General features: G+C 53.1%; 22 protein-coding genes, 1 tRNA gene and 1 pseudogene. 6 read left to right on the forward strand and 18 right to left on the reverse strand.

The window, feature by feature from the left end; translation table 11 throughout:
* Positions 1-234: 234 nt before the first annotated feature.
* Positions 235-423 (reverse strand): annotated as a pseudogene (locus VB712_RS20400) (DUF2283 domain-containing protein); the annotation flags it as partial.
* Between the two features lie 95 nt (positions 424-518).
* Positions 519-2,894, reverse strand: a complete 2,376-nt coding sequence (locus VB712_RS05695) for a LuxR C-terminal-related transcriptional regulator (RefSeq protein ID WP_323253020.1) — start codon at positions 2,892-2,894, stop codon at positions 519-521.
* Positions 2,895-3,078: 184 nt separating this feature from the next.
* Between VB712_RS05695 and VB712_RS05700 the strand changes: the two genes are divergently transcribed.
* Entirely contained in the window at positions 3,079-3,222 is a 144-nt protein-coding gene (locus VB712_RS05700; protein ID WP_323253022.1) for a hypothetical protein, read from the forward strand.
* A 21-nt stretch (positions 3,223-3,243) separates the two neighbouring features.
* Positions 3,244-3,468 carry an NfeD family protein gene (locus tag VB712_RS05705; RefSeq protein ID WP_323253024.1) on the forward strand — a complete coding sequence of 75 codons (225 nt, stop codon included), beginning with the start codon at positions 3,244-3,246 and terminating at the stop codon, positions 3,466-3,468.
* 63 nt (positions 3,469-3,531) lie between these two features.
* Here VB712_RS05705 and der read toward each other — a convergent pair whose 3' ends face one another.
* Positions 3,532-4,890 carry a ribosome biogenesis GTPase Der gene (gene der / locus VB712_RS05710; protein ID WP_323253026.1) on the reverse strand — a complete coding sequence of 453 codons (1,359 nt, stop codon included), beginning with the start codon at positions 4,888-4,890 and terminating at the stop codon, positions 3,532-3,534.
* 184 nt (positions 4,891-5,074) lie between these two features.
* Positions 5,075-5,569 carry a cyclic pyranopterin monophosphate synthase MoaC gene (gene moaC / locus VB712_RS05715; RefSeq protein ID WP_323253028.1) on the reverse strand — a complete coding sequence of 165 codons (495 nt, stop codon included), beginning with the start codon at positions 5,567-5,569 and terminating at the stop codon, positions 5,075-5,077.
* Positions 5,570-5,631: 62 nt separating this feature from the next.
* Here moaC and VB712_RS05720 point away from each other — a divergent pair.
* Positions 5,632-5,705 (forward strand) — tRNA-Arg (locus VB712_RS05720).
* A 200-nt stretch (positions 5,706-5,905) separates the two neighbouring features.
* Here the strand turns inward: VB712_RS05720 and VB712_RS05725 are convergent.
* The 5 genes from VB712_RS05725 to VB712_RS05745 form a co-directional block, all read right to left on the reverse strand.
* The gene (locus VB712_RS05725) at positions 5,906-6,763 is read right to left on the reverse strand and encodes a fructosamine kinase family protein (RefSeq protein ID WP_323253030.1); all 858 of its coding nucleotides are present in this window, start codon (positions 6,761-6,763) and stop codon (positions 5,906-5,908) included.
* Between the two features lie 25 nt (positions 6,764-6,788).
* Positions 6,789-7,235 carry a GTP pyrophosphokinase gene (locus VB712_RS05730; protein ID WP_323253032.1) on the reverse strand — a complete coding sequence of 149 codons (447 nt, stop codon included), beginning with the start codon at positions 7,233-7,235 and terminating at the stop codon, positions 6,789-6,791.
* Positions 7,236-7,274: 39 nt separating this feature from the next.
* Positions 7,275-8,708, reverse strand: a complete 1,434-nt coding sequence (locus VB712_RS05735; protein ID WP_323253034.1) for a tetratricopeptide repeat protein — start codon at positions 8,706-8,708, stop codon at positions 7,275-7,277.
* 213 nt (positions 8,709-8,921) lie between these two features.
* Positions 8,922-11,156, reverse strand: a complete 2,235-nt coding sequence (locus VB712_RS05740) for a M48 family metalloprotease (RefSeq protein WP_323253036.1) — start codon at positions 11,154-11,156, stop codon at positions 8,922-8,924.
* 119 nt (positions 11,157-11,275) lie between these two features.
* Positions 11,276-12,151: an Npun_R2479 family HD domain-containing metalloprotein gene (locus VB712_RS05745; protein ID WP_323253039.1), complete on the reverse strand. Its 876-nt coding sequence runs from the start codon at positions 12,149-12,151 to the stop codon at positions 11,276-11,278.
* Positions 12,152-12,298: 147 nt separating this feature from the next.
* On the opposite strand from VB712_RS05745, the gene VB712_RS05750 reads away from it, so the two are divergent.
* Genes VB712_RS05750 through pheA form a run of 3 tightly spaced genes read left to right on the forward strand, consistent with a single transcriptional unit; the run spans position 12,299 to position 16,718 of the window.
* On the forward strand, positions 12,299-13,354 hold the full coding sequence (locus tag VB712_RS05750; RefSeq protein ID WP_323253040.1) for a sugar ABC transporter substrate-binding protein: 1,056 nt from the start codon (positions 12,299-12,301) through the stop codon (positions 13,352-13,354).
* A 54-nt stretch (positions 13,355-13,408) separates the two neighbouring features.
* Positions 13,409-15,793 carry an adenylate/guanylate cyclase domain-containing protein gene (locus VB712_RS05755; protein ID WP_323253042.1) on the forward strand — a complete coding sequence of 795 codons (2,385 nt, stop codon included), beginning with the start codon at positions 13,409-13,411 and terminating at the stop codon, positions 15,791-15,793.
* A 46-nt stretch (positions 15,794-15,839) separates the two neighbouring features.
* Positions 15,840-16,718 (forward strand): prephenate dehydratase, encoded by an 879-nt coding sequence (pheA, locus tag VB712_RS05760; RefSeq protein ID WP_323253044.1) that lies wholly within the window; start codon positions 15,840-15,842, stop codon positions 16,716-16,718.
* On the opposite strand, the gene VB712_RS05765 is transcribed toward pheA, so the two are convergent.
* The 9 genes from VB712_RS05765 to VB712_RS05805 form a co-directional block, all read right to left on the reverse strand.
* The gene (locus VB712_RS05765; protein WP_323253045.1) at positions 16,690-17,337 is read right to left on the reverse strand and encodes an LON peptidase substrate-binding domain-containing protein; all 648 of its coding nucleotides are present in this window, start codon (positions 17,335-17,337) and stop codon (positions 16,690-16,692) included. The genes pheA and VB712_RS05765 overlap by 29 nt on opposite strands.
* Positions 17,338-17,445: 108 nt before the next feature.
* Entirely contained in the window at positions 17,446-18,069 is a 624-nt protein-coding gene (locus tag VB712_RS05770) for a HEAT repeat domain-containing protein (protein WP_323253047.1), read from the reverse strand.
* A gap of 10 nt (positions 18,070-18,079) precedes the next feature.
* Positions 18,080-18,886, reverse strand: a complete 807-nt coding sequence (locus VB712_RS05775) for a HEAT repeat domain-containing protein (RefSeq protein ID WP_323253048.1) — start codon at positions 18,884-18,886, stop codon at positions 18,080-18,082.
* Between the two features lie 6 nt (positions 18,887-18,892).
* Positions 18,893-19,162: a phycobilisome linker polypeptide gene (locus VB712_RS05780; protein ID WP_323253050.1), complete on the reverse strand. Its 270-nt coding sequence runs from the start codon at positions 19,160-19,162 to the stop codon at positions 18,893-18,895.
* 137 nt (positions 19,163-19,299) lie between these two features.
* Positions 19,300-20,154 (reverse strand): phycobilisome linker polypeptide, encoded by an 855-nt coding sequence (locus VB712_RS05785; RefSeq protein ID WP_323253052.1) that lies wholly within the window; start codon positions 20,152-20,154, stop codon positions 19,300-19,302.
* 120 nt (positions 20,155-20,274) lie between these two features.
* Positions 20,275-20,763 carry a phycocyanin subunit alpha gene (cpcA, locus tag VB712_RS05790; protein WP_323253054.1) on the reverse strand — a complete coding sequence of 163 codons (489 nt, stop codon included), beginning with the start codon at positions 20,761-20,763 and terminating at the stop codon, positions 20,275-20,277.
* Between the two features lie 113 nt (positions 20,764-20,876).
* On the reverse strand, positions 20,877-21,395 hold the full coding sequence (locus VB712_RS05795; protein WP_323253057.1) for a phycocyanin subunit beta: 519 nt from the start codon (positions 21,393-21,395) through the stop codon (positions 20,877-20,879).
* A gap of 395 nt (positions 21,396-21,790) precedes the next feature.
* Positions 21,791-22,753 carry a succinylglutamate desuccinylase/aspartoacylase family protein gene (locus VB712_RS05800; protein ID WP_323253059.1) on the reverse strand — a complete coding sequence of 321 codons (963 nt, stop codon included), beginning with the start codon at positions 22,751-22,753 and terminating at the stop codon, positions 21,791-21,793.
* The gene (locus VB712_RS05805; RefSeq protein WP_323253061.1) at positions 22,750-23,571 is read right to left on the reverse strand and encodes a hypothetical protein; all 822 of its coding nucleotides are present in this window, start codon (positions 23,569-23,571) and stop codon (positions 22,750-22,752) included. The genes VB712_RS05800 and VB712_RS05805 overlap by 4 nt, the downstream gene beginning before the upstream one ends.
* Between the last annotated feature and the right edge of the window lie 132 nt (positions 23,572-23,703).

A 23,703-nucleotide genomic window follows, 5' to 3' on the forward strand; every position in this document is an offset into this window, starting at 1 on the left:
GGTGTAAAAGAAACCGGGTTTCTGGGAGGGGGTAGGGGGAAAATGAGGAGGTGCAAGAAACCGGGTTTCTGGTTTTTTTATGGGGTGAAATACCTACGAGGGTGTTGCATCGATGGGGAAAATAGTTTATTCCCATTGTTGCAATTCTGATTCAGGTAAGGGTTCAAAAAATGGGTCTGAAAGTTGTCCGGTGAGTAATCCGGGGGTACGGGGTTCGGTGTTGTTGGGGGGAGTAATTACATATTCGATGGCCTGTGGGTTGTCGATGCGTTGGGAAGCTTGGAGGATTTCGATGCCGACGATGTTTTGGTGAGCGTCGAGGTCGAGGATGATGCCGGGGGTTTCTTCGTCGCTTTCTTCAATGTCTACATCTTTCAGGGTAATCCGTAGAACGTCAACTTCAGGATCATATTTGATTTTCATGGTTTTTTCGTTGGTGTGAAAGAAACCGGGTTTCTGGGAGGGGGTAGGGGGAAAATGAGGGGGTGCAAGAAACCCGGTTTCTGGGGTTTTTGGGTTTATTGCGGGGGGGTGTTCATAGATTTTTGGATGCGTTCGATTTGTTTGGGGGCATTGATTTTTTGCCAGAGGGCGATGGATTGATTGAAATAGTCTTGGCTGTTGGGGGTGTCTCCCATGGCTTTATAGGTTAAGGCGATTTGATAATAAGCTTCAGCAAGATCGCACTTGGCATCAATTGTATTTAAGGTTTGAATGGCTTGTCGATGGTTAGACAAGGCAGATATATAATCACCGTGGCTGCGCTTCAATTTAGCTAGTCCTGAGTAAGATTTACCAATGACTTGGAAAAATGTCATGTTTTCTGCTTCATCCATAGCTTTTTTATAGTGAACCTCGGACTTTTCAAAACTATCCATGAAGTAGTAAGCTTCTCCTAAGAAAAAATGTCTATGAACAATTGCCCATGAACTTAACTGATCACCATATTTACAATAGTACAAGTAGTCTTCGTTGATGAAGTAATTGGACTTTTCAAAAATTTTTGATTTAGCATAGCAAGCCGCAAGGACAAAAGATGATTCAATAACATAGAAAAATATTTCTGCTTGTTTTGCCTTCTGATATACTGTTATCAGGTGATCCAGAGCTACTTCTGTTTGACCCAATTCAAAAAAGCATACTCCTTGACTGAAAATAAAAATCAATTCTAGAAGTTGATTATTATTTTCAGTAACTTCATTTAAATTTAGAACTAGCATTGACTGATAACAGTTTTGGTAAATTTCAATAGCCTCTCTAACTTCACCTCTTGCCCATAAATTTTCAGCCAAGTTCAGCAATACAATTATTCGCTTTGCGGTTGGTTGAGTAACCTTCTCAATTAATTTATTTATAGCATCAATAAAGAGAGTATGTAGCCCAAATCTTCGAGCAACTGTACATAATCTTTCGTCACATTTTATCTCTGAATTGATGTAATAATATTCTTTCCATATCGATTGCTTACGCTTTAAAATTGCATCCAAAGCATTTTCATAGTCACTGATTGAAATATAGTGATAGTAGTCTTCAAATGCGCGATTGAAATCTTCTAAGGTTTTAATAATTTGCACAATGTTTTTCCAAAATTTAGCTGCTGTGCGATTAGCTCTTTCCCAATCCTCACTATTTCTCAATCGCTCAATTGCTTGCTCTTTAATTAAAGGATGCAAGCGATACTCACCATCCACACGATCCACTAAAGCCAGATCGCGCAATGTATCAATTGCTTTCTGTGCCTTATTTTGGGGAATATCCCATAGCAAACAAAATAACCCCTCTCGCGGAACCGTCGGCACATCCTGAAACCGAAAGCACCCCATCCGACAGAGCAAATTGTAAGCATTCAGATTAACCTGCTGCAAACGCTCAAACTGTTGAGTGATTAGGTTTTCCATTGCTTGCTCAACAACCAGCCCGTCGGGAGTCTGATGCTCCGCCCAATACCTTTCAATATTGCCTTGATAGTCCTCCACAATCCGCCCCCGCAAAACCCGCATCGCCAAGGCATTCCCGCGATAAGTTCCATGCATTTCTGCCAACACCGCAGCATCAACATTCAAATCTTTCTGTTTAAAATAAGTCCCCCAAGCCTTCACCTTCAAATAATCTAGGCGGTAAAGTTCAATACTGAGATTTTCACTCAGCTGCTCCCGACTCGTGATCAACGTAAAGGACTTTAAGGACGCATCCGATAAAACCCGCAATAACTCCACATACTCACGATGCTCCGAAATCAATCGCCCATGACCATCGAGAGCCGGTTCCAAATTATCCACCAAAACCCCATAGGCCTCTGCTTTGAGCTTGCTGCGAAGGCGATCGCACGATACCGCAAACTCCCGCCCCGGCTCCTCCCCCAACTCCTTCAACTTCGACTCCAACAACCCACTGGCAGACCCCACCGCCTGCTTCTCCTTCGCCACATCAAACCGCACCAACCGCCCCGGAAACTGCGCCGCCAAATACCGCTCCGCCAACACCGTTTTACCCACCCCCCCCGCACCCTGGATCAAAACACAGGTTTTCCCCTCTTGGCGTAATTGATCCAAATGGGCGATCGCACCTTCCCTCCCTACGAAATCTAGATCAAATTCATAACTATTTCCATCTTCTTCTAGAGTTTCTAGATCTTGCTGTGGCTCTTTCAGAAAATCTGGTTTATACCTTCTGACTAAAGTAACTAATGCTAGTTTTCTAGAATGCCCCTTTTCCCCTGGAACTTGCAAAATATCGCAAATGTTCTGTACATACTTCCGTACTGTACCAGGACTAATACGATCATGTTCGACAATTTCCTGATTGCTCTTGCCTTCCATGATGTGGGACAGAACCTCTCGCTGTCGGGGAGTTAGCCTTGCAAAATTCTTAGCAAACTCCTCTGGCTCATTCATTGCCCACTCCTGATACATCGACGCTAGCACTAGTATACTTTCCCCGTGCAAAACGTGTACACCCTACACGTTTGTGTATTGCTGTGTGTACACCAACCGCTGTGATCTTGGCTACATCTGTGTCCTGGCAATTCTAAAACAACCTAGGACACTAGATGTATGGCAGCTTTACCTAGGAGTTCCTATGAAACGTTACCTCCCCGACATCAAAACCATCCTTGAATTTGCCGTGATTTGGACAACCCTCGTGAGCTATTCCACTGTGATCGGTGCGATCGCTGCCCTCTTGATCATCATTTACATCCTCCACCAGCCCAAAACCCGCTAACCCTCACCCCCCACAACGATCATGAATCCGCGATTTCTCACCAGCAAACCCGAATTTTTCCCCGTTCCCATCCCCGGAACCATCACCGCCACCGTCACCCCCAAAACCAAAGGGCGGATTAGCTTCCAAGGCTCCTTTTATCCCGCCCAAATCCACGACCCAACCCACAACGATCCCCTCCCCCCCGGAACCCCCGTCCAGGTAATCGGCCGTATCGGCATCACCCTCCTGATCACCCGCGCCTAGCACCACCCGTAGGGGCGTTGGCGTAAGCCTGCCGGAGGGGCGAAAATTTTTCGCCCCTACAGGTTAAACCTTCGTGGCGCGGTTGGGATTGCGCTCGATTTCTCGCACCTTCTTGCCCCGCCAGGCAAACCGTACCGGCGTACCCGTGAAATCTAATTGCTCCCGGAATTGGCGATCGATATAGCGTTTATAGGACTCATTAAACCGCTTTGGATCATTAACAAATAACGCAATCACCGGCGGAGCCGTACTCACCTGCGTCCCGTAGTAAATTTTGCCCTGCTTGCCTTGGCGCGTCGTCGGGGGCGAATGCCAACGGATCGCCTCCTCCAACACCTCATTGATCACCGCCGTAGTCACCCGCCGTCGGTGCGCCGCCGCCGCCTGATCAATGGCATCAAACACCTTTGTCACCCGTTGACCCGTTTGCGCACTGATAAACAACATTTGCGCCCAATCGAAAAAGTAGAGGCGATCGCGCAAATGTTTTTCATAGTCATAAATGGTATAGGAATCCTTATCCACCGCATCCCATTTATTGACAACAATAATCGCCGAACGACCCTCCTCAATAATCCGATCCGCCAACTTTTGATCCTGCTCCGTCACCCCATCCACAGCATCAATCACCAACAACACCACATCCGCCCGTTTAATCGCCTTAAACGCCCGGTTAATACTGAAAAATTCCGCCCCATATTCGACATTCTTCTTCCGACGAATCCCCGCCGTATCAATGAGCCGGTACTCCTTCCCTTCCCGCTCAATGTGCATATCGATGGTGTCGCGGGTCGTACCAGAAATGGGGCTAACAATCGAGCGATTTTGCCCCGTCATTGCATTGAGCAATGTGGATTTCCCCACATTGGGCCGCCCAACAATGGCCACATTAATTTCATTCCGCTCCGGCAACTCCTCCGCCGTCGGTAACACCGCAATCACGGCATCAAGCAGATCTCCTGTCCCGTTACCATGAATGGCGGAAATCGGGTAGGGTTCCCCTAAATTCAACTCCCAAAACTGCGATGCAAACATGATCCCTTCATCGGGAGATTCACATTTATTCACTGCCAAAAATACCGGCAATTTCTGTTGCCGTAACCAATTGGCCAATTCTTCATCCGCAGGAGTCGGCCCCGCCTGACCATCCACCACCAGGATCGCTGCATTGGCTTCCGCAAGGGCCAGCATCGCCTGCTCCCGGATCATGGGCAAAAATTCCGTATCATCATCAAAGACGATCCCGCCGGTATCAATGACGATGAAATCGCGATCCAACCAAAAGGCCTCCTGATAGGTGCGATCGCGCGTAATCCCCGGCTGATCATGGACGATCGCCTGACGACTCCCCGCCAAACGATTGACAAAAGTAGATTTTCCGACGTTAGGGCGACCAATGATCGCCACGATGGGCAAAGACATAGATTTTGAACAAAAAACAATGATTCGGGTGAAGTACCCTCTCGCCATGCTCAATCAAAGTCGTGCCACAAAGAGGGTCAACACTCTATACTAACGAGTTTTTGGGGGGAATGGGGAACGGGGAACTGGGAACAGGGCGCAAATTTTAAACCTTTCGCCCCTACGCTGGTCTACTTCCCACTTCCTACTCCCTACTTCCCACTTGATAATCCCCCGACTTCCCCCCTGTTTTCGCCAACAAGTGGATATTTTCAATCACCATCCCTTTTTCCAACGCTTTGGCCATGTCGTAGAGGGTTAAGGCTGCGATGCTGACTGCGGTGAGGGCTTCCATTTCTACGCCGGTTTGGCTGGTGGTGGTGATGGTGGCTTGGATTTGTAAGCCGGGTAAAGCCGGATCAGGGGTAATCTCGACGGCGATTTTTTGCAAGGGGAGGGGATGGCAGAGGGGGATGAGGTGGGCGGTTTGTTTGGCGGCCATGATCCCGGCGAGTTTGGCGGTGGTGATTACATCCCCTTTCGGGCTGTTGCCTGCGAGGATGGCTTCTAGGGTTTCGGCTTTCATGCGGATTTGTCCAGCGGCGATCGCCTGCCGATGGGTAATTGCTTTATCGCTCACATCCACCATCGCCACTTCTCCGGCGGCGTTGAGGTGGGTGAGGGATTTTTTTAGAGTCATGGCTTGCGCGGTTCTGTGGGTTGTGCTACATTTAATAACTGTCGCACAAAAGCGCTACGCAAGGGCGTGTAGCTCAGTGGACTAGAGCACGTGGCTACGGACCACGGTGTCAGGGGTTCGAATCCCTTCTCGCCCGTTTGATACCCCCTGCCCCCCTTAAAAAGGGGGGTTTTGGATTTAATCCCCTTTGGAATTTAACCCCCTGATCAAGGGGGTCGGCGCAGCCGGGGGGATCGTGAGCCTCGAAGCGAAGCAGGATCCCCCCTGCCCCCCTTAAAAAGGGGGGTTCAAGAGTACACCCCCTTATTAAGGGGGTCGGCGCAGCCGGGGGGATCCCTAAAGTTGTTCAATCATCCGGGCGGCTTGGGAGCCGTAGCCGCCGCCAAAGAGGTTGAAGTGGTTGAGGATGTGGTAGAGGTTGTAGAGGGGTTTGCGCTGACGATAGCCGGAATCGAGGGGCCAAACGGCCTCATAACCGCTGTAAAAATGAGCCGGGAAACCGCCGAATAGTTCGGTCATCGCAATATCGGCCTCGCGATCGCCCCAATAGGTGGCCGGGTCTAAAATCACCGGCTCCCCCGCCACCGTACAGGCCGCATTCCCTGACCATAAATCCCCATGGAGTAACGAGGGGGACGGTTGCCAATCACTGAGAATATCCCGCACCTTGGCAATCACTTGGCCCGTATCGGGGAAATTGCCCCCCCGCCGTTTTGCCAAACGCAATTGAAAACCAATGCGGTGCTCCGCGAAGAAATCCGCCCAATTGTCTGTCCAATCATTGACTTGAGGGGTAGAGCCGATAGTGTTGTTGCGATCCCAGCCAAATTGACCGGGGCCGCTGGCTCGGTGGAGGGCGGCTAAATCCCGACCCATTTTTTCCCAACTCTGGGACGTTCCCCGGCCAAACGCTAACCATTCCATGACGATATAACTCGATCCCCCCGCAACCCCCACACCTAAGGGTTTAGGGACACGGATCGTTCCCGTGGCGGCCATCTGGTTTAAAGCCAGGGCTTCGGCCTCGAACATTTCGATTTGGGTGGCACTGTTGAGCTTAATAAAGTAGGCGACATTGCCCCCCCGTAGGCAATAGCCCTGATTAATACAGCCACCGCCGACGCTGGTGCGATCGCCAATCTGAAAAGGCTCCCCCGTCCATGTGCTGATTTCTTTGGCAATTTGATCCCACATTCTGCACGCTCCAAACCCATCGCCCCTATCCTAGCGGCCCTAGGGCGGCCTTTAACCGGGGCAGGATGCCTTGATATTTGGCCAAACGGGCGTAATCCTTAGCCGTGGGTTGGGCAATGCGGCTTAAATCGCAGTTATCTTCCATATCGGCAATTTTCACCCGCAGGGCCAGGGGGTTGGCCATCACCCGCTGTAAATAGTCTTCGTAGGCTTCCCCGGCACGTTTGGTAAGGGCATCTAGGGCTTGGGTGATCACCGCCGGAAATCCCGCAGCGGTGAGATCAGCCAAGCTCAGATCGGAATCCTCGATCGCATCGTGCAACACCGCCACAATTTTCGCCTCCTCATCCCCCATCGCCGCCATCACCCGCAGGGGATGGCCAATGTAGGGATGGCCGCCTTTATCCATTTGGCCCTGGTGGGCTTGGTGGGCAAGGGCGATCGCCACATTCAATAACGCCTGTTCAGCCATAACTCAGGATGCGATCGGGGAGAGGGATGCAATGGCGGCTCATCGTGGCGGCAATGCCCCATCAAAAATCGAATTGGCGGGGCTGGCCTCTGGAAAAGCCGGGATCATTTCTTCCGGCTCTGGGGGGGAAGCATCGGAGGGCATCGGCTCCGGGAGGGAAAAGGGATCAGGATCGAGGCGTGCCGGCGGTGGCGAGATGGGGATATCAATTGGGGGGGCCGCTTCAATCTCTAACCCAACATTCATCGTCGGAATGACGGTCATTTCTAAATACTCGCGAATTTCCGCCACCCGCTCAAAGTTCTCCGCCGTACTATACAGTTCAATCGCATACTGAAGCGTATCCACAGCCTCTTGATAGCGGTTCCGGGTTTGGGTGTTAAAAGAGGCGATCGCCTCCCCATTGGCCACCCGCCGCATTGTCAGCGCTTCCTGTCGCGCCTCTAGATAGGCAAGCTCAAATTGAGAAACCCCCAAATTAAAGTAAGCATCGATAAAACTGGGGTCGCGGTCAATGGCGCGGTTATATTGGGCGATCGCCTCCTGATACCGTTCCGCATCCTGATAGGCAATGCCGAGGTTATAGTACATCCGGGCATCGTGGGGCAGAAGTTCTCCAGCGGTTTGGAGGGCGGCGATCGCCTCTTCTGGCCGGCCTGATTCAATTTGCGCCACGCCCAACTGACGGTAGGCATTGGCATTGGTGGGGTCAAGGGCCACAGTCCGCTGAAAGCGATTGGCCGCCGCCCGAAAATTAGCCAATTCCAAATACACTAACCCCAAATTGTACTGAGCTAGAGCATTTTCTGGCTCTAGAGCGGTAGCATTGCCCAAAGCATTGAGGGCTTCTTGCCATTGATTGCGACGGGCATAAATTAAGCCTTGATGGTAATAGGCATCAGCAAATTCCGGTTCAAGGGCGATCGCCCGCTCAAACAAGCCCAACGCCTCATCAGCACTGCCTTGGCGATTGACAATCAGCCCCAGGTTGTAATAAGCCTGAGCATTTTGGTCATCCAAGAGCAGCGATTGGCGATAGGCTTGGCTAGCAGCATCGTAACTGCCCAAACTATCCAACACCAGGGCGAGATTGTAATGGGCGGGGGCAAATTTGGGTTCGAGTAAGATGGCCCGCTCGAAGGGATCTAGGGCCGCCTGGGGCTGACCTTGGCGATAGAAGGCAATGCCCAAATTGTAATAGGCAACCCCTAACATCGGCTCGAGGGTGACAGCCTCTTGATAGCGACTGATGGCATCGTTTAAGCGGTCTTCTTGGAGATAAACATTCCCCAACAGGTAATAGGCCATGCCAATAAAGGGATCGGACTGAATCGCTTGCAATAAGAAAGTTTCGGCCTTAGCTAATTCGAGGTTGTGATAGGCGCTCACCCCCTGTTGAAATGCACTCGCTGCCTCTAAATTTTCGCTGTAGAGGCCATCAATGAGTTGCTTCGTCGCAGAGGGCGCAAGCATTGCGCCCCTACAGAATGACACCCTAGAGGCAGATTGCCTTCGCCCCATTCCCTGACAAGAGTCATTCATTTGTACCTGTTTCGCTGTAGCCATGGGGGCAATCATGCCCCAACCCAATAGAATACCGATGGCCATCGCCCATGGTTTGTGTGGTTGCCCCATGATCTTTTAAGACTCCTGTATGCTCGTTTCAGTTATAACATTGCGGCTTCCTTAAGCCTGCCAAATCACCCAAGACCCCCAAAGGGCAGCGGCGATCGCCAACGCCGTCACCCAGACCGGATAACCGCTACGGGTCTGCCTCCCGCCAGAGCGCAACACATCCACATCCACCCACAGCGTACTCCCCCGCCGCAACCACCCCAACACCGTCACTTTCTGCCCCACAAACTCCACCGGACGGGGGGGGATGGGCCATAAATTCCCCAAAGGGCCAGCTTTGGCAATGAAATGCAATTTCAGCAGTCCCGACGAGGTTTTGAGCATTAAATCCTGCCCCAACCAGTTCCCCAAGCCCCGCCGTCCTAATAAAATCCCCTCTAACTGCACTCCGTAGCTTTTCGGGGGGACGGTTTTGGGATCGCGCATCAAGTCTTCAATGCGGGGGTTTTGGCGAGAAGGACTAATGCGGATATTGGGGAAATAGCCATTAATCCAGAGGATTAAACTGAGGCTAAAGGCGATCAGAATGCAACCATCAAGGAAAGACCGGGCATTGGCCAGCCAGATCAACCGCCAGAGGGGAAACCAATCACTGAGTAGATCCGCACTTACACCGATGATCCACAAAATACTACGGGAAACAATGCCGAAAAATAACCCAGAAAGTACGGCACTTTGCAAAATTGGGAGGGCGCGGTAACTGTTGGCGAATTTTTCGAGGTGTTGTCGCCAGGTTTGGGGCGGGGGGATGACGGTGGGCAGGTCAATTTCTGGCGGGAGGCCCCAATAGTTGGCGTAGCGGTTGAGGAGGTAGAGGCGATCGCCCATCAAGGGATGAGAATTCATCAAGGCCAACCAATGGCGGTAGGGATTCACACATTCCCAAGTTAAAACCTCCGCAAAGGGGGTTTTATCGGGGAGACTGCCTAAACTCAGGGCTTGGCGATGGCCCACGGGCATGAGTAGATCGGCACTTTCCAAGAGCCAGAACGTGCTTTCCTGTTGCTCAATGTGGCGGCTGATGGCCAGGGAAATTTTGAGCAGGGCGCGGCTCATGGCGTTGGGGTTGCCGGTGGCTTCGGCACCAAAGCGATCGCCATAGTAATGCCGTTGGCGGGAAAAATAGAGCAGGGGAACACGCCACAGCCAATAACAGCCATAGCTCAAGGCGGCCAAGCTAGCCGCAGCCATCGTCAGGGCAACACCGAGGCCCTGGCGTAACTGGAGGGGCAATTGCGTCAGAGCGGCAATCCGCTCCTGAAGCCAACTCCCCCCCCAAGCAAAACCTTCATAGAGCAAAAAGGGGAGGTGAAGGAGGGCGATCGCCCCCGACATCATCCCCAAATCCCGATGTACCACCGTGGCCATCTGGGCTGCGAGGATCGCCGCCAATTCTTCATCTTCTAAACAGGTTAACAACCCTTCACTGATGGCCAGGCGCGTTGTCCGGGGCAAATGGCCGTAGGTGAGGATGACGGGAGCAGCAATGGGGAGCCGGAGCAGTTTCGGGAGGGGAATGCGATGATCTTGGGCGAGGCGTTGGAGGAGTTTAGAGCTTTCGGGATATTGGGAGGCGAGGCTATAAATGCCCCAAGTTTGGGCCTTGACCCGTTGTTTTAAAAGCAGATCCAACAACCAAGGGGTAGCCAAAAAAATCACCGCCAAGAGGCTCAAAATCACTGGAGCGGGTTCCGCGTAGAGCCAAGCCGGTGGCGCAAGGCGCAATCCCCACACCATCACCCCTTGAATCAACGCAAAAGTCCATAGCATTGACCAACGGAGCAGGGCAAAAAAGGCGATCGCCGTCCCGATTAACCGTAACGAGAATTTCCAGCGGCGGGGGGGTTTGAGCTTCTTCCAAGTTTTGGCCCGCTCCGCATTGCGCCATTCCCGCCCGGAGACGAATACCGCCGGAGTAGCCTCTGGGGGGGCTGCGTAGGCGATGGGCAGGGGCCGTTGTTCGCGGGCGGATGGGGGGGAGGTTGGGGGAGTGGTGAGGGCGGCGGCGTTGGCTTGACGGAAGCGGCGGGTGAGGTCGGTGAGAGCTTTGGCAGCCCAGGGGTAGCGATCTGGATCTTGGCTGAGGCGTTTGCAGAGATCCAAGGCATCACGGGGGCGATCGCCCTTGGTATAGGCCACAATCAAGGTTTGGTAAGCAGCCGTCAGGAGGGCTGGATCGCAATCATCCCGCACCACCGCCTCTAGATGGGCAATGGCGGCGGGATAATTTTCAGTATCAAAGGCGGCTTGACCGGCTTGGAAACTGGTTTGGGCGGGAGAAGTCATGGTGGTAGCGGAAACCTTGCTCTCAGCTTATCCTAAATCCGTTATTGATAGAAAAATCGCTTCAAGGGGCGATCGCCCTTGTATTTCCCGAAGAAGAGGATCGGCAAAAGCGTTGGCCCTCAAGCCGCCACAGTTTTTGGACGGGGGAGGGACATATCCGGTTCATGTTCATGTTCAACCCGGAACACCGTTGCGTAAAGATTGGCAATGATTTGTTTACCGGATTGGGTCAAATTGAGAAACTTCAAGGCCGTCGGTAAATAAGGGTGAACGGCTTTCCAATAAAAACTAGGGTAATTAGCCCGTAAATCCCCCGGCGTAGCATAGCCTAAAACCTGATTTGTGCCAATCTCTTCAAACTCATAAAACAAGGCGGGAATTTTTTGGAGATAGCGGGGATCACTCAACTGGCCAATTAAATCCGCTGCCCGCACTAACCCCGGATAATTATCGGTATCTTTATGATCTTCATCCGCCGGAACGGGAAAACGAGTTAACTCAATGCTTTCCTTGAGCAATTCTGCATCAATGAGCTTGTGACCCCCAAAGCGTTCCTGGACAAACAGCTTGCCTCGATCTACGTGATAGGGGGCGAGGCTGGCATCACTGGCACCGGGGGGAAGTTCAATCATGGTGTGGTCTAAGCCGGTGGCGTAGAGGTGCTTGAGGGGCTGATCCGGTTGGCATACGCCCTTGACATAGCCAATATCATGGCATAACAGCGCAATGTGAAAATGCAGCCAGTCTTCTGGTGTGGTTCCCCCCTCTTTAATATGCTTTCCTCGGAGAATTTCCTGGCCCACCAAGGTAACAAAAATAGTATGCTCAACATTGTGGTAAAGCGCGTCACTGTTGGCGATGTTTTCCAAGGCCATCCCCGCTCCCCAAGCAATAATTTCCGCGTACTCAGACTTCCATCCCCCATAGGTTCGTTGGTAGCCCTGGGTTAGTTTCTGAACCAAATTGTCAATGAGCAGATTCGTTGCTAAAAACATAGGGATTGCGAGAGGGGAAAGCAGCAAGGTTAACGGCTATTTTACCTTGGAGAATTACCCTCAGGGGTGAATTCATCCAGAAAATTAAGCCTTGTGGATGAATGGAGGCCTTAGTTTCATGATAACCATAAGTAGGAGAGCGCGATCGTGGGTTGGCAGAGATTATTGGTGTTGGGATTAGGGTTGAGTCTGATGTTAGGGGGCTGTCCCCGTCCATCCCTCAATCCAGAGGAAGAGTCAACGCTACCTCGGATGATCACGGTGGAAAATGCCGGTTGGGAAATGCCGGAGACGGAAATTAAAGCCAGCCAGCCGCGACGGGTGGTGTTTGCCCTTAAGGATACCTATGATCCAGAAACGGGGGAACATGGGGATCTCTATCAGGCGCAGGTGTGGGCGGGGGCGGTGGCTGCCGGGGAGGATTTTGGGGTGACGGTGGAGTTGCTACCCAATCAATGTCATACCTGCGCAGAAGATCAAATCCGGGCGATCGCCAATCGCATTGAGGCGGGGGATGTGGATGGTTTGGTGGTGATGGTGACGGATTCGGTGCGGTTGGCTAATGTAATTGAACGGGCGATCGCCCAAGGCATTCCTGTGATTGCCATGGATACCCCCGTTAATAGTGATCAACTGGTGAGCTTTATTGTTTTCGACAATGTGGCGGGGGGTAAGTTAATGGGGGAATGGGTGGTGGAGCAGTTGGGCGGCAAGGGGAATGTGTTGCTTCTTAATGGGGCCTTAGCCCAACAAAATGCCCTCGATCGCCAGCAGGGGTTTCTGATGGGCTTAAACACCGGCAATATCGATATTTTGGAGACCCAAACCGGAGAATGGTCAGAGGAGAAAGCGGAGGAAATCACCACAGATTGGCTCGCTCGGTTTCCCGATGTGGATGCCATTGTGGCGGCCAACTATGCCATGGCCCAAGGGGCGAGTAATGCGGCGGTCAAGGCGGGCCGGCGGGAGGAGATCCTGATCACGGGGTTTGATGCCATGCCTCCGGTGATGGAGGCTCTCAAAGCAGGGGCGATCGATGCCACGATTAACCAAATGCCCGATTTTCAAGCCCGCCTCTCCCTTCAGCTACTCCTGCGCCATCTGGAAAATGGTGAAGATTTCCCCGATCGCATTTTTCTGCCCAGAATCCATCTCATTGATCGCACCAATGTTGAAGATCTGGCCTTGCCGGCGGGAAATTAGGGCATGATCAACCTAGCATGATCAACTAGATAGATTTACTGAATCAACCCCAGTTTGAACAAAGCGTTTTGGCAAAAATTGTGGCATTGGCTCCATCCACGACGGGATTCTCTCCGGCGGCAAATTACCCAACAAATGCTTTTGCTCAGTGGGATTGGGGGGCTGGGGCTGGTGATGGCGATGTCCTTTGCGTTGTTAACCCGCATTGAACAGGCCCAACGGAGTTTAGAACGGGTCAGTAATGAGGCGGCGTTGAGTTTTGACCTGTTTGTTTTGGAGATCCAAAGCGATATCCGCGCCACCAGTGCCTCTTTGGCAACGACCCCCAATGCTTCGGAAATTTTGCGGGGGCTATTGGCCCGCAATCGCTCCCTCTTAGATGTACAACTGATCGCCATCGATGGAACGGTGTTGGCTCAACGCAATCGCGTCGGTCGTCCTCAACCGGATCAGCGGGATCATCCCCTTTTGGATCTGGAGTTAAGCCGGGATCAGGTGGCGATTGGAGATGTGGGGTTTGATGGCCAATTTCCCTATTTGGATTTGGCAGTGCCGGTGATGAATGAGTTGGAGTTGCCCGTGGCGACGCTGTTGGTACGGGTGGCCCTGGATGATCTTTGGAATCAAACGATTAATATCCGGGTGGGACAGCGGGGGTATGTGTATATTACCGATGCTCAAGGGCAGATTATTGCTTTTCGCAATACCCGCTTGCAGGGGCCGGGGTTTGATTTGGTGGCGCAGATTGGGCGATCGCCCCCTGATATTGCCCAAGCGGATGTGAATTTCTATCGTGGCATCGAAGGGGGTTGGATGCTGGCAGCGGGTCGTTCCCTGCGGACGGTGGATTGGTATGTGATTGTCGAGCAGCCCGCGACGGAATTGCTTTGGCCGGTGTTGGTGGGGGCGTTGGTGTGGTTGGGGGCGATCGCCTTCGTCGGCATTTTGGTCTATAACGTCCTGCGGTTTACCCAGGGGCGGATCGTCATGCCCTTGACCCGCCTTACGGAGGGAGTGAGCAACCTCAAACCGGGGCAATGGCATTTGGTGAGTGTGATCCTCACCACCGATGATGAACTGGGAGCCTTAGCGCGGGCGTTTCAGGCCATGGCAACCCAATTACAAAGCTCCTTTACCGCCTTGGCGGATAATAACGCCAAAATGCAAGTTCTCAATGAGGCCCTCAGCCATAGTGAAGAGCAGTTGCGGCAATTCCTCGAAGCGATTCCCGTGGGTTTATTTGTGCTGGATGCCACTGGTACGCCCTACTATGCCAATGAGCGGGCCCAATCCCTCCTGGGGCGTGGTGTTGTGCCTAGCACCACCGTCGCGAAATTACCGGAGGTCTATCATGCCTATGTGATTGGCACAGATCAATTGTATCCCGTGGAGCAGCAGCCCATTTTTCGCGCCCTGCGGGGGGAAGTGAGTCAAATTGATGATTTAGAGGTGGATGATGGCCAGCGGCGCATTCCCTTGGAGGTGTGGGGTACGCCGATTTTTAATGCGAAGGGGGAAATTTTATATGCGATCGCCGCCTTTCAGGATATTAGCGAGCGGCATCGGGTGGAGCAGGAGCGGCGGCAGATTACCCGACAGTTAGCCCAACTCAACCAAGCCTATGAACGGTTTGTGCCGGAGGAATTTTTGCAACTTTTAGGCAAGGCCAGCATTATTGATGTGCAAGTAGGGGATGCGGTGGAGCGGGAAATGTCGGTGTTGTTTGCCGATATTTGTCACTTCACCAGCTTGGCGGAACAACTCACCCCTGAGGAAACCTTTGAGTTAATCAATGGCTTTCTTTCCCGGATGGAGCCGCCCATTACCCGCCATCGCGGTTTTGTGGATAAATATATTGGCGATGAAATTATGGCCCTGTTTCCCCAGGCGGGGGCCGATGATGCGGTACAGGGGGCGATCGCCATGTTGCGCCAACTGGCCCGCTACAACCGCACTCGCAAACAGGAGGGACAAGCAGAAATTGAGATTGGCATTGGCATTAATACCGGCTCGGTGGTGCTGGGAACCGTGGGGGGGCGGCAACGGATGGATAGTACGGTGATGGGGGATACGGTGAACCTCGCTTCTCGCCTCGAACGGCTCACCCGCACCTATGGCGCACCGCTGCTGATCTCCCATCACACCTTTTTACAACTGAACCATCAACACCCCTATCACATTCGCCTCATTGATTATGTACAAGTGAAGGGAAAATTAACCCATGTGGCGGTGTTTGAGGTGTTTGATGCCGATCCCACCCCCCTACGAATGCTCAAGTTGGCCACCCGTCCCCAATTTGAGCAGGGCTTGGTGTTCTACCAATTGCGGGAATGGCAAGCAGCGGTGACGCAATTTCAGCATTGTTTAAGCCAAAATTCTCAGGATCAGGTGGCGGCGATCTATCTCGAACGGGCGAAACAACGGCTGCTCTCGGAGTGATTCCCCCAGCGCTTAAACTGGAATTATCCCCTTTGATTACGTTGCGATGCCCCTTTCCCTTGCCCATCTTGGCCCCCCTGGTACGAATGCGGAAACTGTGGCCATGGTCTATGGCGATCGCCACTTGCGCCAGACGGGAGAAACCTCCCAACTCTGTCCCTATCCCACCATTGCCCAAAGCCTCAAGGCGGTGGCGGCGGGCCAGGTGGATTTGGCGATCGTCCCGGTGGAGAACTCGATTCAAGGGACGGTGGCCATTAGCCTCGATGCCCTCTGGGAATTGGAGGGGTTAGTGATTCAGCAGGCGTTAATTTTGCCCATTCACCATGTGCTGGTTTCCTGCGCCCCCACCTTGGCCGATGTCAAAACCGTTTATTCCCACCCCCAGGCCCTGGCCCAATGTCAGCGGTGGCTCGATGCCCATCTTCCCCAAGCCCAGCAGTTAGCCAGCAACTCCACCACCGAGGCCCTGGTCTATCTCCGGGAAGACCCCACCGCCGGGGCGATCGCCTCCCCCCGTGCCGCCCAGCTTTACCAACTGCCGATCTTGGCCGATGCGATTAACGACTACCCCGACAACTGCACCCGCTTCTGGGTGGTGGGCCGTTGCCCTGGTGTACCGGGGGATCATATTTCCCTCGCCTTTAGTACAGCGGCCAATGTGCCGGGGGCGTTGGTGAAGCCGTTGCAGGTGTTTGCAGAGCGGGGCATTAACCTCAGCCGCATTGAATCCCGCCCCACGAAGCGATCGCTCGGTGAATACCTCTTTTTTATTGACCTCAACGGCAATGCGGGGACGGAATCGGTGCAAATCGCCCTGGAAACCCTACCCCAATATACAGAAGTGCTGAAAATCTTTGGCTGCTATGGCGTTTCGCGCATTTTACCGGAGGAGCTTAATCAGAACTCGGCAGCACATCCTTAAGGGCGGTACGGGCAGCGAGATGGTTACGGGTGGAAACGAGGATTTCCGATTCGCGATTGAGGCGGTCTTCGGTGTTTTGCATTTCTAACAACATCTGCTGTTCCGTAGCGACACCGTAGAGGTTGCTGGCCACCCAATAGGAGAGTTCGCGGGGGGAATTGGGGAGATCATCGGGGAGATCAATCTTTTGCTCCGTCAGCTTGGCGGAAAGATGCACCACATCCTTGAGCAGTTGCTCCACATTTGTCGCCAAGGGCCGCAGATCGGTTTGGGTGGGATGATCTTCAAGCCATTCCACCAGGCCCACCCGATAGGGTTTTTCCCGCACATATTCCAAAACCCGAAACCGTTGCTGCCCAAGGGTGATCACCTTCATGCGGTCATCGTGGAGCCGTTGGAAATGGATAATTTCCGCACAGCAGCCCACGCCGGAGATTTGCCCTTGAATCGGGTCGAACATCAACACCCCAAAGCGGCGATCGCTTTCGAGAATCGTATTCATCATGATCCGATAGCGAAACTCGAAAATATGCAAAGGCAAGGGCCGCCCCGGAAACAGCACAACATCCGGCAGGGGAAACAGGGGCAGTTCTCGCACAGCGATGGAAGAGGATGTCATGACCCAATAATGATGTTTATGAAAATGCCTTACCTACTGTAACGAATTCTCAGGACAAGGCGGGATCTTGGGACGCAAGATCGGCAAAATTGCAAGGAATCTGGGAATTTAAGGTTTAGTTAAGGATTGAATTGCCCAATGGAGACGGGCTTGTAAAGCTAACTCAGTTTCCAACGGCAGGTGATCCCTCAAGATTTGGCGCACGGAACTTTGCCATTGGGGTTGGTTTTGGGCTAAACCCTGGAGGCCGGCGATCGCCCCATAGCGCACCACCCATTCCTCATCCCCCAAAGCCACCATCAAAGCCGCAAAGGCCTGTTTTTGCCCCGCTTCCTGCTCATTGGGGGGCAGCGTTGACCAGTCTAAAAATCCTAAACCCTTGGCCGCCGCCCGCCGTACACTGAGGGCGAAATCCCCCTGGGCCGCCGCCAGTAAATTCTCTAAAGCACGGGGATCGCCAATCTGTGCCAAAGCACGGTTGGCCCAAGCCCGCGCCCCATAATCATAGCCATCAAGGTTCGTTAACAATGGCTCCACCGCCATCGGCCCCAGAGCCACCAACCCCTCCACCGCCGCCACCGCTGCGCCAGGGTTGTTATAGCCCAGAATTTCAATCAATTTCGGAATCGCTGCCGGGTCACGGGCCGCCGCCAATTGGCGCACAGCAGCAATCAGACCCACCGCAGAGGGGGCCGCATCAATGGCAGCAATGAGGGAATTGAGGGCGGTCATGGGGTTTCGTTCACAGCAGGCTATCCATCAACGCCATCACCTGCTCACTCTCCTCGGTTAAATGTAAAGTATCCCTGGCTTGGCGTGTGAGGTGATTTTCCAATAACCCCTTGAGGGCGATTAACTTGAGGCTATTTTCCGCCGGGGTTTGGGCAATGGCTGCGGCTGCTGGGAGGTAATGGGTTGCCCCTAAATCAATGAGGGCGGAACGGCGTAGGGGCAATTGGGGGGCAGAGAGGCCGGCAATGAGGCGATCGCCATACTCTGGGGCTTCTGTGAGTTGATAAAGGGTACGGGCCGCCGCCAATTGAATTTTGGCCACAGGGTGATCTAAAAAGGGCTGAATTTCAGGAATGGCAGCGGTGGCCCCCAAGGTTCCCAGGGCCTCTAAAATCGCCTCATAGGGTTGCACTAAGTGGGGTTTATCGGGGGTAGGCACAGCAGCCGCCACGCCCCCCGCCAGGAAAGCTAGGAGGGCAGGAATTCCATCAGGATCGCCCTGCAACTCTAAAGCCTGGGCCGCCGCTTCCCGCACATAGTAATCGGGGCAGTCGAGGCAACGGAGCAAAGCGGGAACAATGCGTGGATCTGCCAATTTGCCCAAGGCCCGGGCCGCATTGCGCCGCAGGGGATAGCCCCCATCGGGGGAGCGGTCTAGCTGATCATCGAGGGCATCGAGCAAAGCATCAATGGCCGCCGGGTCAGTGCTGCGGTGCTTCCCCAACCACCAGGCCGCATAATAGCGATCGCCCAGATGCTCCCGTTGTTGGAGATTGGCGATCGCTAGCTCAAGGGTATAGGAACCCTGCTCAATCATTGCGGTTTATTCGTCCTCAGCCGGTGCAGCAGGAGCAGGAGCCTCTGCATCCACAGGAGCAATTCTGACAATCTTGCCACCTAATCGGGTAATCCGTTGGAATTCACTGCTCATGCGGCTATAGGGAACCGTCAGTGTCACCGTCCCACTACGACGAATCGCAAACTGTTGGGTACTGGTGCGAGAGTTTTGGCGCAGGCCTTCCACTTCCATCAAGTACATCCGGCTTGCCCCTTCCATTAAGCCATCAGCCCCTAAAGCATTTTGACCATACATAATTCTTCAAGTCCCAATTTAATCAGAGTTTTACAAAATCTGGCATAATGCTGAACGGTAGGCATAAAAGCCTACCTTCAACATTAGATCACTAATCGGAGCGTGCTCTAGGAAACCCAGAGCATCGCTCCTTTTTATTAGGCAGGACGCACACTCAGAATTTTGCCGCCAGAGCGGAGAATTTGCTGAATGCGATCCGAGAGATTTTCGTAGGGAACCAGGTAAGCGGTGGTGCTGCGACGGATCACCGGGCGCAGTTGACGGCCGATCAAGCCAGTCGCTTCCACACGGTACATCCGCGCACTTTGATTGCCAACGCCACCAAAAGCTTTCGCCGGAACCTGATAGGACTCACCGCGACCCGTAGGGCCAGCGATGGTTGCCGATTGGTTCACCGCCAATTGACGATTTAAGCGAGCAGCGGGGCCGCCCACTTGGCCACGGTCATTGTTGGCATAACCCCGGTAAAGGTTGAACATCCGGGTAAAGCCGACGGTGCGGCAACCGGGTTCAACGGAAAAACCAGTAAAGTAAGGGACAACACTATCGCCAAAGCGACGGGCATATTCCTCACTTTCAAAGTAGGAGTCGATCTCGGCATCATAGCCTTGATCTTCTACTAAATTGGTATGGTAAGCCAGTTCCTCTTGATCCAAAGGCGGACGGCCAAGGAGGTGCTTAAAGTTCAACTCTACAAACCGTTGATTGTTATTGGCGTAGAAAAACTTCTCTTTATATAAATCAGACTTGGCCAACGCCCGGATAAAATCGCGGACGCTGATATTGCCCTGCCGCAACAGAGATTCTGCTGAGGTCAACCGCTGCGCTTTCATCACGTAGTCGTTACCGAACACTTGACGATAGGCAGCCTTGAAAACCAGTTGAAGATCTGCTTCTGTCCAATTGGGACGCAGTTCAACATAGCTTCCATCAAAAGCATCAAGACCCAACCGCCCAGCGGCGGCCAAGTTAGAAGCAACTAATGTCGGCATGAATACCTCTCCTTACTACAGCAAATGAATCAATAAAACAATGCCCGGAGAAATTGGCAACTGCTAGCTGTGCGTGCCAACACTCGCCGAATTTTCCGGGCAGACCTTTGAGTTAGAAAACTAGCTCAAAGCGTTGATTGCGTAGTCGAGGTAGGTGTTTGCTTCGTTCGCAGCTTGACCGCTCAAACCATGGCTGGCTTTGATGAATTTGAGGGCTTCAACATACCAACTGGGGGAGAGGTCGAAGGAACGATTGATTTCGTCCAGACCGGCGATCAGGTACTCGTCCATGGGACCGGTACCACCAGCAACCAAGCAGTAGGTCACCATGCGGAGGTAGTGGCCGATGTCACGAGCGCACTTGTCTTTGCCGCGTTGATCCGCTGCATACTGGGGCCCTTGCATTTGGGTGGTGTAGGGGAACCGTTGGTAAACAGCGTTAGCTGCACCGTTGACCAAGTCGCGAGACTTTTGGGTCAGAGCGCGAGCAGCTTCCATGCTGGCTTGGGCGCGCTCAAAGCGACCATTAGCAGCTTGGAGTTCAGTGTTGCCCAAGAAACGGCCTTGGGAATCAGCGGTTGCGATCGCTTCGGTAATAGGGGTTTTCATCGGTCTAGGCTTCTCCTAAATTCTGGATAATTGTTGTCTCGTGCTGTTGGGGAAATTCCCCGAACATTTAGATCTAAAGATCTGAATTGATAAAGCGAGCAAGAAACAGGGGCTTAAGCCACAGCAGCAGCAGCGCGATCAAAGTAGCTGGCCACTTCGGAGATCAGTTGGCTGCAATCGCCAGGGGTGATTCCGTTGGGGTCGTTAGCCAAAGAAATGGCAGCATCTTTCATTTTTTGCACGCCAGCAGCGACGGAAGCACCGGGAACACCCAGAGCTTGGTAGGTTTCGCGCAGACCGTTCAAGCAACGATCTTCGAGAACGCTAGCATCGCCAGCCAAGGTTGCGTAGGTGACATAGCGCAAGATGATTTCCATGTCACGGAGGCAAGCAGCCATGCGACGGTTGGTGTAAGCATTACCACCGGGTTGAATCAGTTGGGGCTGCTCGGCAAAAAGAGCGCGAGCGGCGTTGGTGACAACGGCAGAAGCGTTGCTCGTGATCCGGTTCACCACATCAAGGCGCTTGCTGCCACCGCTAACGATCGCTTGCAGTGCGTCCAGTTGTTCGGTGCTCAAGAATTCACCGCGAGAATCGGCTTGAGAAACAACCCTTGTGAATGCGTCAAACATTGAGTTAATCTCCTAATGTTAATTTTTGTATTGATCACGGTCATCACCCTTAAAGGAGTGATTTGACTGTTTCAAGACTTCCGGTTTCAACCTGTGATTCCGTCGTCAAAATTCACTTTACTCGCTCGATCTGTATTTTGATAACTTTCCGCCAACTTTGTTACAGAATTGTAAAGATTTGATAAGTATAAATACTCATCTCCCGACAATCTGAGAAAGGTGTTGGTGTTTATGAGAAAAGCCATCAATCACTTGGGAGTAGCGTGAATGCTGGTGTTCGGCTCACGGTTTAAACCTTCCGGTTATCTTTATACACTGTGAGTGCAACACTTTACCGTTACATTTTGTTAAGCAAAATTGGGTGATTCTTTTCAGATTGTTGCGGGGCTGATGACCTAGGGATTGGCCCCCTCCCCAGCAATCAGGGCTAAATGGATTAAAGCGTCCCCCTGATTGACCAAAGGTTTTTGGGTGTAACCAATTACCACCCCCTTGTAAGCGCTGCGCACCAGATAAGGCTGTTCCCCAAAGGCATCGGCAATAATGCCCACCACCTGCCGCTTCTGTACCTGCACCCCCAAAGCTACATGGAGCCGGAACAGGCCACTCCGGGACGCTCGCACCCATTTTGTCGTTCTGGCTTCGAGGGAAATTAGGTTTGAGGGGGGATACTCCGGAGAGGGATACATGGCCAAAGCCGCCATCACCCGAAAGATGCCCGCAATGCCCACCTGAATGGCGGTGTCGTTAAATCGCATTGCTTCTCCAGCTTCGTAAAGGAGGACGGGAATCCCCTGTTGGGCGGCGGCTTCCCGCAGGGAACCATCGCGGGTGTTGGCATGGATAATCGCGGGGGGGGCAAAGGCCTGGGCGAGGGTGGCTGTGGTGGGGTCTTCGAGGTTGGCACGAATTTGGGGCCAGTTGATCCGATGGTCTGAGGCGGTGTGGAGGTCGATGCCGTGGGTACTACGTTGAACAATTTCCGCCATGAAGAGATGGGCGAGACGGGAGGCGAGGGAGCCATGGGCAGAACCGGGGAAACTGCGGTTGAGGTCGCGGCGGTCGGGCAGGTAGCGGGATTGCTCGATAAAGCCAAAGATATTGACGATGGGGACGGCGATGATTGTGCCGCGCAGTTGGGTGGGTTGCAGTCTTTGTAGGACTTGTCGAATGATTTCCACCCCATTGAGTTCATCGCCATGGAGGGCGGCACTGAGCCAGAGGGTGGGGCCGGGTTCTGTCCCATGGCGGATCTCGATCGCTAGGGATAGCTCCGTTTGGGTGGGGAGTCGGGCGATGGGGATGGCGAGGCGGTGTTGGCTGTGGGGGGTAAAGGTGAAGGGTTCGGGGGGGGTCAAGGTTGGGGGCTGGGGGTGAGGGGGAGGGTGATCTGGGCTTGGCCGGCCCGATCGCATTGGGCTTGAATCTCCACCGTACCCCCCTGGGGGGCATAGAGGATCCATTGGGCTTTGGCGCTGTCGCTGGTGGTGTCACCCTGGAGACTACTGGGGGAGGAGGGGAAGTGCGATCGCCCCGTTAGTTCTCCCAAACATTGCACCGCATCTCCTTGGATCAGCGTTGCCCCAGAGGGGAGCGTCAGGGTACAGCGACAGCCGCGAGTTTGTTGTTTTTTGCGGGCCTGCTCGGTGATGTAGGTGGGCAGCCAGCCGCTATTTTGGACCACGACTTGAATTTTGTAGTGCTCCCCTCCGAGGGGAATGAGATTGTGATCCTTGAAAACAATCAGGGGAGAAATGAGCAAATGCCACACCAACCATTGGGGGAAAGGGGCAATTTCAGCGGCAAGATCCTGTGGGGGGGGATTGTGCCAACAGTAGAACCGATTCCATCCCCCCAATTCCACTGGCCCCAGTTGGGGATGGTCAAAGGGATACCAATCGATATAGCCCTGGCCTTGGAGGTGGTCATCGCTCCAGGCCAATAATTGCAAGTCATCCTCTAAAGGATGTTGATCAAACCATTGGAGGAAGTGATAGCCCTCAATGCCCACCTGCTGCATCGGACTCCATAACTCCACCGTCCAACTGAATAGCCCCTGCTCCTCATAGGCCCAATCATCACAGGCTCCCGTTACAGGGTCATAACCAGCGGTGCGAAAATCGTGGTACACCGATACCGCCGGATAGCCGGTGATCGCTTCCCCCTTTTCTCCCAAAATTTTTTGACACTCCCCGCGCTAAAGCGACGGGGATTCTTGGTTCATCGACCGGACTTAACCGAGCAGGATTGCTCCAACCCAGCCAGAGGTCTAATCTCCCCAAGCGTATAACTTCCCGTTTGCCCCACG

Origin of the sequence: Spirulina sp. CCNP1310, from assembly GCF_034932185.1 — a bacterium.
Lineage (GTDB): Bacteria > Cyanobacteriota > Cyanobacteriia > Cyanobacteriales > Spirulinaceae > Spirulina.

Coding starts and splice junctions, on each gene's coding strand:
- VB712_RS05695 (WP_323253020.1), bottom strand. CDS start 2,894: ATGAATGAGCCAGAGGAGTTTGCTAAGAATTTTGCAAGGCTAACTCCC.
- VB712_RS05700 (WP_323253022.1), top strand. CDS start 3,079: ATGAAACGTTACCTCCCCGACATCAAAACCATCCTTGAATTTGCCGTG.
- VB712_RS05705 (WP_323253024.1), top strand. CDS start 3,244: ATGAATCCGCGATTTCTCACCAGCAAACCCGAATTTTTCCCCGTTCCC.
- der (WP_323253026.1), bottom strand. CDS start 4,890: ATGTCTTTGCCCATCGTGGCGATCATTGGTCGCCCTAACGTCGGAAAA.
- moaC (WP_323253028.1), bottom strand. CDS start 5,569: ATGACTCTAAAAAAATCCCTCACCCACCTCAACGCCGCCGGAGAAGTG.
- VB712_RS05725 (WP_323253030.1), bottom strand. CDS start 6,763: ATGTGGGATCAAATTGCCAAAGAAATCAGCACATGGACGGGGGAGCCT.
- VB712_RS05730 (WP_323253032.1), bottom strand. CDS start 7,235: ATGGCTGAACAGGCGTTATTGAATGTGGCGATCGCCCTTGCCCACCAA.
- VB712_RS05735 (WP_323253034.1), bottom strand. CDS start 8,708: ATGCTTGCGCCCTCTGCGACGAAGCAACTCATTGATGGCCTCTACAGC.
- VB712_RS05740 (WP_323253036.1), bottom strand. CDS start 11,156: ATGACTTCTCCCGCCCAAACCAGTTTCCAAGCCGGTCAAGCCGCCTTT.
- VB712_RS05745 (WP_323253039.1), bottom strand. CDS start 12,151: ATGTTTTTAGCAACGAATCTGCTCATTGACAATTTGGTTCAGAAACTA.
- pheA (WP_323253044.1), top strand. CDS start 15,840: ATGCCCCTTTCCCTTGCCCATCTTGGCCCCCCTGGTACGAATGCGGAA.
- VB712_RS05765 (WP_323253045.1), bottom strand. CDS start 17,337: ATGACATCCTCTTCCATCGCTGTGCGAGAACTGCCCCTGTTTCCCCTG.
- VB712_RS05770 (WP_323253047.1), bottom strand. CDS start 18,069: ATGACCGCCCTCAATTCCCTCATTGCTGCCATTGATGCGGCCCCCTCT.
- VB712_RS05775 (WP_323253048.1), bottom strand. CDS start 18,886: ATGATTGAGCAGGGTTCCTATACCCTTGAGCTAGCGATCGCCAATCTC.
- VB712_RS05780 (WP_323253050.1), bottom strand. CDS start 19,162: ATGTATGGTCAAAATGCTTTAGGGGCTGATGGCTTAATGGAAGGGGCA.
- VB712_RS05785 (WP_323253052.1), bottom strand. CDS start 20,154: ATGCCGACATTAGTTGCTTCTAACTTGGCCGCCGCTGGGCGGTTGGGT.
- cpcA (WP_323253054.1), bottom strand. CDS start 20,763: ATGAAAACCCCTATTACCGAAGCGATCGCAACCGCTGATTCCCAAGGC.
- VB712_RS05795 (WP_323253057.1), bottom strand. CDS start 21,395: ATGTTTGACGCATTCACAAGGGTTGTTTCTCAAGCCGATTCTCGCGGT.